The sequence below is a fragment of the uncultured Novosphingobium sp. genome (assembly GCF_964277725.1).
In the GTDB taxonomy this organism is placed as follows: domain Bacteria; phylum Pseudomonadota; class Alphaproteobacteria; order Sphingomonadales; family Sphingomonadaceae; genus Novosphingobium; species Novosphingobium fluoreni.
In genome coordinates, this window is record NZ_CAXYKL010000015.1 from 1 (window position 1) to 7,673 (window position 7,673).

Below are 7,673 nucleotides of genomic sequence, written 5' to 3' on the forward strand. Positions count from 1 at the left end.
TCATCGCCGAGGCGCGCCGCGCGCATGAGGCGGGGGTGGACTTGCTGGTCTATCCCGAGCTGTGCCTGTCCTCCTACGCGATCGACGATCTGCACTTGCAGCAGGCGATGATCGAGGCGGTGGAGGACGCCATCGGCGCGATCGTCGAGGCGAGCCGGGGCCTCTCGCCCGTGCTGCTGATCGGCGCGGCGCTGGCCGACCGGGGGCGGCTGTACAACTGCGGCCTGGCCATCGCCGATGGAAAGCTGCTGGGCGTGGTGCCCAAGTCTTACCTGCCCAATTATCGTGAGTTTTACGAGAAGCGCTGGTTCGTCAGCGGCATCGGCGTGACCGGGCGCACGATCCGGGTGGGTGCGGAGGACGTGCCGTTCGGCACCGACCTCGTATTCGCCTCCAACCGCCAGCGCGACTTTCGCTTCTTCATCGAAATCTGCGAGGATTTCTGGGCACCGACGCCGCCATCCTCGCTGGGGGCGCTCGCCGGGGCGACGATCCTGTGCAACTTGTCCGCCTCCAACATCGTGATCGGCAAGGCGGATGACCGGCACTTGCTGTGCAGTTCGCAATCGGCGCGCACCGCGTCGGCCTACGTCTATTCGGCGGGCGGCCATGGTGAGAGCACTACCGATCTGGCGTGGGACGGGCAGGGCGTGATCTACGAACTGGGCGGCCTGCTGGCGCAGTCGGAGCGGTTTTCGCTGGAGCCTGAACTGTGCATCGCCGATGTGGATTGCGCGCGAATCGTCAACGATCGCCTGCGGCTGCCGACGTATGCCGATGCCGCCCGCGCAGTCGGCAACCCGGAGCAGGCCTTCCGCACCGTCCATTTCGATCATCAGCCCGCCAGCGGTGACATCGGCCTGCAGCGCCCGATGCGGCGCTATCCCTTCGTGCCCGATCGCGCCGACAAGCTGGATGCGGACTGCTACGAGGCGTTCAACATCCAGGTCGACGGGCTGATGCGGCGCGTGGAGTCCGCCAAGGCCAAGAGCCTGATCATCGGCGTTTCGGGCGGGCTCGATTCCACCCATGCGCTGATCGTGATGGCCAAGACCTGTGACCGGCTGGGCATGCCACGCAGCGCGATCCGGGGCTACACCATGCCCGGTTTCGGCACCAGCGAGGGAACCCGGACCAACGCCTGGAAGCTGATGAAAGCGCTGGGCATCACCGCCGACGAGATCGATATTCGCCCCACGGCAACGACGATGCTGAAAGACATCGGCCACCCCTATGGCCGGGGCGAGCCGGTCTATGACGTCACGTTCGAGAATGTGCAGGCGGGCCTGCGCACCGATTACCTGTTCCGCCTGGCTGGGCAGCATTCGGGCTTCGTCGTGGGCACGGGGGACTTGTCCGAACTGGCGCTGGGCTGGTGCACCTACGGCGTGGGCGATCACATGAGCCACTACGCGGTGAATGCGGGCGTCCCCAAGACGCTGATGCAATACCTCATCCGCTGGACGGCCGAGACGCAAGTCGATGCCGAGACGCGCGAGGTGCTGCTGGCGATTCTCAACACCGAGATTTCGCCCGAACTGGTTCCGGCGGGAGAGAACGGCGAAATCCAAAGCACGGAGGACAAAGTAGGGCCCTACGCGCTCAACGATTTCTTCTTGCACCACATCATGCGCTTCGGGCAGAAGCCGTCGAAGGTGGCGTTCCTGGCCTGGCATGCGTGGCACGATGCCGCGCGCGGTGAATGGCCCGCAGGATTGCCGGACGAGGCGCGCACTGCTTACGACTTGCCGACGATCGCCCACTGGCTGGAGGCCTTCTGCCAGCGCTTCTTCGCTTTCGCGCAATACAAGCGTTCGGCCATTCCTAATGGCCCGAAGGTATCGAGCGGCGGCGCGCTCAGCCCGCGCGGCGACTGGCGCGCGCCGTCCGATGCCAGTGCTGAAGTGTGGCTGGCGGAACTGCGGCGGGCGTTGCCTTAAGCGGGGCCTTACAACACGTTCGGACCGACTGCGTTTTCACGCAGCGGGATGCCATCTGTGCCCTTCGTGTCGAGTGAAGCCGAGACACCGGAGCGCAACGCCACCGTGTCTCGACTTCGCTCGACACGAACGGGAGCGGCTGCCCCCATTCCACCCATTCCCAAATCTTCGTCCTTCCCGCCTGTATGGGAATGACCAAGTGGGAGGCGTATCGAACGCTCCCACCCCCCTCAGTCTCGAAGCGCCTCGATTTCACGCGCCAGGCGGTCGCCGCCGCGTTCTTCTATGGCGATGCGTTCCAGCACCGCGATGCGCTTGCGCAACTGCTCGATCTCGCGCTCCAGTTCCGGTTCACGCGAAATCTCGCCACCGGTCTTGGGACCGAACGCGCGGGACTGTTGCGCCCGGACCCAGGCAAAGGCGCAAATCGCGACGATGGCGACGACGGCGCTCCAGAAACTCATGACGTCTAACTCCTGCGACCTCGGCAGAGGTCTTTAATTGATCGCGGCGCCGCGCGCGGTGCCGCGCTGTTCCTCCACCTCGCGCTTGTCGCGCAAGGCTTCGATCTGAAGCGCGGTATCATAGCCGCCGTCCGTCACGATACGCTCCAGCACGCGGATGCGCTCTTCCAACTCGCGGGAGTGCGAGGCGTATTGCGCGGCCTTTTCGGCGGTGTTCGCCATCTGCATTTCGGCAAGCTTGCGCTGATGCTTGGTCCACACGATGAAACAGACCATCATGAACGGAGCTAGCGGGACGAGGACACCAATGAATTCCATGTCGGATTACTCCTGAAAGAGGCGATCAGCGCAAGCTGTCGATTTCGGCGGCGAGGCGGGCGTTGCTGCTGGAATAGCGCGCTTCGATATCGGCCACGCGGCGATCCATGTCGGACAGTTCCGAACGGTAGCGGTTCTTCGAGCGTGAGCGGTCCAGCTTGCGCAGCAGCCGCAGTTCCTCGGCTTCGCTGTACAGCGCCATCGGCCGCTTGTTCGCAGCGAAGGCGGCGACGATATAGATCGGAATGGTGATGAACGAGACGAACAGCGTCAGGAACACCGTTGCGATCCGCACCCACAGCGCGTCGGTGCCGGTGTAATCGGCGATGCCCGCACAGACGCCGGCGAGCTTGGCGTTCGACTTGTCGAGGTAAAATTCACCGCGTGACATGATCGTGATCCCCTTGCTTTTCGTGGCGGCGCGTCAGTTGGACGGCGTGGTGGTTGTAGTGGAAGCGGCGGCGGGCTTGGCATCGCCCATCTTGCGCTTCAGTTCGGCGAGTTCGGCCTCCACGCTGTCACCCTCGTGCAAGGCGGCGATCTCCTCGGCCAGGGTGGGCTGGCGGCTGTCGCCCAGGCTCATCGCATCGGCGCGGCCCTCGGCATAGTCGACCCGGCGTTCCAGTTGGTCGAAGCGCACCATCGCCTCGTCCACGCGCTCGCTGGAAAGCAGCGTGCGCAGCTTGACGCGGTTCTCGGCGCTTTGCAGGCGTGCGGCGATCGAAGACTGGCGGCTACGGGCTTCGCGCAGGCGGCTCTGCAGCTTCTCGATATCCTGCTCGTAAGCGCGCAGCGCATCGTCCAGCACATCGATCTCGGCCTTGAGCTGATCCGCCATGTCGCCGGCCTTTTTCTTTTCGACCAGTGCGCCGCGCGCCAGATCCTCACGGTCCTTGCTGAGCGCCAGCTGCGCCTTGTCGGCCCAGTCGGCCTGGAGCTTGTCCAGCTTGACCAGGTGGCGGCGCATTTCCTTCTGATCGGCGATGGTCCGCGCGCTGGAGGTGCGAACCTCTACCAGCGTCTCTTCCATCTCCATGATGATCAGGCGGATCATCTTGGCCGGATCTTCCGCCTTTTCGAGCAGATCGTTGAAATTGGCGGCGACGATGTCGCGAGTCCGCGAGAAGATACCCATGGCGGCTGTGCCCTTTCTGGTCAGGTGCCGGTCGGCTGGTGAATAGTAATACGCTTTTTGATGGTCTTGCGTCGAGTGGTGCGCGGCGCGTGGTTCGTCCTCGATTCCGTCCAGCGTCAGCAGGGCAGGGCGGGACGCGTCATCGCGGCGCAGATCGGCGATGTGGGCGTCGAACCGAGTCATGCCAGCGCGATCCCCGCAGGGGCGCAGCGGCACGGCGCGGCGGCGTAGGCCTTCGAAGGGCCTATCAGGTCCGCCATCACCAGCACGTTGAGCGTGCCGATCGCCAGGACGCTGGCGATGATCGCGGCGTCGAGCTTGAAGCGGGCGGGGGTGGTGCCGGCGGAAGCATCGTTGCGGGGAAGCATGATCTGATCCTTGCGAAAGCGGGTGGTGTGGTCTGTAAAAAGCTTGTGCGAACAATACAGCAAAGGGCGTGCCAAATCGCGAAAACCGCATTTTCGCGGGGTTTGGGCTCCGCAGCCTGTCCATTGGGATAAAGCAACTTGCCGATACTTGGGAAAATCCGCTAACATTTGGCGATGGAGCGGAACACGCATTTCATCGGGCAGTCGACCGCGTTTCTGGACGCGGTGGAGCGGGCTTCGCGCGCGGCGAATACGGCGCGGCCGGTGCTGGTCATAGGTGAGCGCGGGACGGGCAAGGAATTGATCGCCCAACGCCTGCACCACCTCGGCCCGCGCTGGGGTGAGCCGCTGATGGTGCTGAACTGCGCCGCTTTGCCCGAGACGCTGATCGAGGCCGAGCTGTTCGGGCATGAGGCGGGCGCGTTCACCGGCGCGACGCGAGCGCGGCCAGGTCGATTTGAGGAGGCCGATCGCGGCACGCTGTTCCTGGATGAACTGGGCACCTTGTCCATGGCGGCGCAGGAGCGCCTGCTGCGTGCGGTGGAGTATGGCGAGGTAACGCGGATCGGATCGTCGCGCCCGGTGCAGGTGGACGTGCGCATCGTCGGCGCCACCAACGCCGATCTGCCGCGTGCCGCTGCGGAAGGGCGGTTTCGGGCGGACTTGCTCGATCGCCTGAGTTTCGAGGTCATCACCCTGCCACCCTTGCGCGCACGGGAGGGCGATGTGCCAGAGCTTGCCGAATACTATGGCCGCCGCATGGCGACCGAGCTGGCCTGGGAGCGCTGGCCCGGCTTCACCTCCGCCGCCATGGAGGCGTTGGAGGCCTACGCCTGGCCCGGCAACGTGCGCGAACTGCGCAACGTGGTGGAACGCGCGGTCTATCGCTGGGATGATCAGGACCGGCCGATCGGCGCGATCGTGTTCGACCCCTTCGAAAGTCTTTGGGCCCCGCGTGAGGCGGATTCGACACCATCGGCTGCGGTCTCGGAAACGCCGCAGTCCTGCGCCCCGCCACCCGTCACGCACTTGCGAACCGCAGTCGAGGCGCATGAGCGTGGGCTGATTTTATCGGCGTTGGAGCATCATCGTTGGAATCAACGCCGAACCGCCTCGGCGCTGGGGCTCACTTACGATCAGCTGCGGCACTGCATGCGCAAGCACAAGCTGACGGTGCCGGGTTGAGCCGAGTTTTCATCGGCAAAAACGCCACACGTTCCACTTGCGTTTCGATGGCAATGGGCCTATCTGGCCACACATCCCGACATTGGTAATGCAAGACTCGGGCTGGCGCCGGAAGGGGCCGGCGCGAAGTGGCTTTGCCGCATTGGAGCTTTCACTTGGTTGATATCGCGCGGATTACGGAGGTTGTTGAGCCTGAGGTGCAAGCCCTGGGTTTCGATCTCGTGCGCGTGCGCGTATACGGCAAGAGCGAAGTGGGCGATGATGAGATCGCGCTGCAGATCATGGCCGAGAATCCGAAGACCGGGCAATTGGTGCTGGATGATTGCGCCGCGCTGTCACGCCGCATCTCGGACAAGTTCGATGAGCTGGAAGAAGCGGGTGAGACGCTGATCGAAGAGGCCTATCGCCTGGAAGTCAGCTCGCCGGGTATCGATCGCCCGCTGACGCGTCCCAGCGATTTTGCCAACTGGACCGGGCACGAAGCCAAGATCACGCTGAGCGAGCCGATCGAGGGTAACCGCAAGGGGCTGCATGGCGATCTTGCCGGGCTTGAAGGTGATACGGTCCAGTTCGACGATCGCAAGTCGGGCCGGGTCAGCTTCCCGCTGGACCACATCGTTTCCGCCAGGCTGATTCTGACGGACAAGCTGATTGCTGCCACGCGCCCGATCGAAACGGACGGCGCAGACGAAATTCTTGAGGAACAGGAAGACTAATCCCATGGCCAGTGCGATTTCCGCCAACCGCGCCGAGCTGCTCGCGATCGCGAACTCCGTCGCTTCTGAGAAGATGATCGACAAGTCGATCGTCATCGAGGCGATGGAAGAGGCGATCCAGAAGTCCGCGCGCAATCGTTACGGCGCCGAGAACGACATCCGCGCCAAGCTCGATCCGCGCACCGGCGACTTGCGCTTGTGGCGCGTGGTCGAGGTGGTCGAAGAAGTTGAGGACTACTTCAAGCAGGTCGATCTGGCGCAGGCGCAAAAGCTGCAGAAGGACGCCAAGATCGGTGACTTCATCGTCGATCCGCTGCCTCCGGTAGACCTGGGCCGCATTGATGCGCAGTCCGCCAAGCAAGTGATCTTCCAGAAGGTCCGCGATGCCGAGCGTGACCGTCAATACGAAGAGTTCAAGGATCGCGCTGGCGAGATCATCACCGGCGTCATCAAGTCGGTCGAATTCGGCCACGTGATCGTCAACCTGGGCCGCGCCGAAGGCGTGATCCGCCGCGATCAGCAGATCCCGCGTGAGGCCGCCCGCGTCGGTGAGCGTGTCCGCGCGATCGTCTTGAAAGTCGAGCGGCAGAACCGTGGCCCGCAGATCTTCCTCAGCCGCGCGCATCCTGAATTCATGAAGAAGCTGTTCGCGCAGGAAGTGCCCGAGATCTATGACGGCATCATCGAGATCAAGGCCGCTGCCCGCGATCCGGGTTCGCGCGCCAAGATCGGCGTGATCAGCCATGACAACTCGATCGACCCGGTCGGCGCTTGCGTCGGCATGAAGGGAAGCCGCGTTCAGGCGGTTGTGCAGGAACTGCAGGGCGAGAAGATCGACATCATCCCCTGGAGCGAGGACACCGCGACGTTCGTGGTCAACGGCCTCCAGCCCGCCACCGTCAGCCGCGTCGTCATCGACGAGGAGGAAAGCCGCATCGAAGTGGTGGTGCCCGATGACCAGCTTTCGCTGGCGATCGGTCGCCGTGGCCAGAACGTGCGGCTTGCCTCGCAGCTGACCGGTTCGCAGATCGACATCATGACCGAGCAGGAAAGCTCGGAGAAGCGCCAGAAGGAATTCGTCGAGCGCTCCAAGATGTTCGAGGAAGAGCTGGACGTGGACGAGACACTTTCGCAGCTGCTGGTGGCCGAAGGCTTCAGCGAGCTGGAGGAAGTGGCCTACATCGACCTGGGCGAACTGGCGAACATCGAAGGCTTCGACGAGGAACTGGGCGAGGAGCTGCAGAGCCGCGCGCAGGAAGCGCTTCAGCGCCGCGAGGAAGCTCACCGTGAACAGCGCCGCGCGCTGGGCGTCGAAGATGCCCTGGCCGAGCTGCCGCACCTGACCGAAGCGATGCTGGTCACGCTGGGCAAGGCCAGGATCTGCACGCTGGACGATCTGGCCGACCTCGCCACCGACGAGCTTATCGCCAAGAAGCGCCAGGAGCAGCGCCGCCGCGACGGCACCGTCAATCGCCGCGCCCGCGACGAGGACAAGGGCGGGGTTCTGGGCGAGTATGGCCTGAACGAAGAACAGGGCAACGAGATCA

The 7,673-nt window shown here is 64.0% G+C and carries 9 protein-coding genes; 4 read left to right on the plus strand and 5 right to left on the minus strand.

Annotated elements, in window-relative coordinates; translation table 11 throughout:
• Positions 1-1,940: NAD(+) synthase (locus ACHWRX_RS01140; protein ID WP_394657783.1), on the plus strand; the 1,940-nt coding region annotated here is incomplete at its 5' end.
• 230 nt (positions 1,941-2,170) lie between these two features.
• Here the strand turns inward: ACHWRX_RS01140 and ACHWRX_RS01145 are convergent.
• Genes ACHWRX_RS01145 through ACHWRX_RS01165 form a run of 5 tightly spaced genes read right to left on the minus strand, consistent with a single transcriptional unit; the run spans position 2,171 to position 4,225 of the window.
• Positions 2,171-2,404 (minus strand): hypothetical protein, encoded by a 234-nt coding sequence (locus ACHWRX_RS01145; protein WP_058735870.1) that lies wholly within the window; start codon positions 2,402-2,404, stop codon positions 2,171-2,173.
• Positions 2,405-2,437: 33 nt separating this feature from the next.
• Complete coding sequence (locus tag ACHWRX_RS01150) at positions 2,438-2,722, minus strand: hypothetical protein (RefSeq protein WP_058735869.1); 285 nt, start codon at positions 2,720-2,722, stop codon at positions 2,438-2,440.
• Positions 2,723-2,747: 25 nt separating this feature from the next.
• Positions 2,748-3,113, minus strand: coding sequence for a PspC domain-containing protein (locus tag ACHWRX_RS01155; RefSeq protein ID WP_288418272.1), 366 nt, complete (start codon positions 3,111-3,113; stop codon positions 2,748-2,750).
• 33 nt (positions 3,114-3,146) lie between these two features.
• Positions 3,147-4,040 carry a phage shock protein PspA gene (gene pspA / locus ACHWRX_RS01160; protein ID WP_288418273.1) on the minus strand — a complete coding sequence of 298 codons (894 nt, stop codon included), beginning with the start codon at positions 4,038-4,040 and terminating at the stop codon, positions 3,147-3,149.
• The gene (locus ACHWRX_RS01165; protein WP_183616330.1) at positions 4,037-4,225 is read right to left on the minus strand and encodes a hypothetical protein; all 189 of its coding nucleotides are present in this window, start codon (positions 4,223-4,225) and stop codon (positions 4,037-4,039) included. The genes pspA and ACHWRX_RS01165 overlap by 4 nt, the downstream gene beginning before the upstream one ends.
• A gap of 174 nt (positions 4,226-4,399) precedes the next feature.
• Between ACHWRX_RS01165 and pspF the strand changes: the two genes are divergently transcribed.
• From pspF to nusA, 3 genes are all read left to right on the plus strand, one after another.
• A complete protein-coding gene (gene pspF, locus ACHWRX_RS01170) occupies positions 4,400-5,410 on the plus strand; it encodes a phage shock protein operon transcriptional activator (protein WP_394657784.1) in 1,011 nt (336 codons plus the stop codon).
• Between the two features lie 155 nt (positions 5,411-5,565).
• On the plus strand, positions 5,566-6,126 hold the full coding sequence (gene rimP / locus ACHWRX_RS01175) for a ribosome maturation protein RimP (protein WP_394657785.1): 561 nt from the start codon (positions 5,566-5,568) through the stop codon (positions 6,124-6,126).
• A gap of 4 nt (positions 6,127-6,130) precedes the next feature.
• On the plus strand, positions 6,131-7,673 hold a 1,543-nt coding region (gene nusA, locus ACHWRX_RS01180; protein ID WP_394657786.1), incomplete at its 3' end, for a transcription termination factor NusA.

Coding starts and splice junctions, on each gene's coding strand:
- ACHWRX_RS01145 (WP_058735870.1), bottom strand. CDS start 2,404: ATGAGTTTCTGGAGCGCCGTCGTCGCCATCGTCGCGATTTGCGCCTTT.
- ACHWRX_RS01150 (WP_058735869.1), bottom strand. CDS start 2,722: ATGGAATTCATTGGTGTCCTCGTCCCGCTAGCTCCGTTCATGATGGTC.
- ACHWRX_RS01155 (WP_288418272.1), bottom strand. CDS start 3,113: ATGTCACGCGGTGAATTTTACCTCGACAAGTCGAACGCCAAGCTCGCC.
- pspA (WP_288418273.1), bottom strand. CDS start 4,040: ATGACTCGGTTCGACGCCCACATCGCCGATCTGCGCCGCGATGACGCG.
- ACHWRX_RS01165 (WP_183616330.1), bottom strand. CDS start 4,225: ATGCTTCCCCGCAACGATGCTTCCGCCGGCACCACCCCCGCCCGCTTC.
- pspF (WP_394657784.1), top strand. CDS start 4,400: ATGGAGCGGAACACGCATTTCATCGGGCAGTCGACCGCGTTTCTGGAC.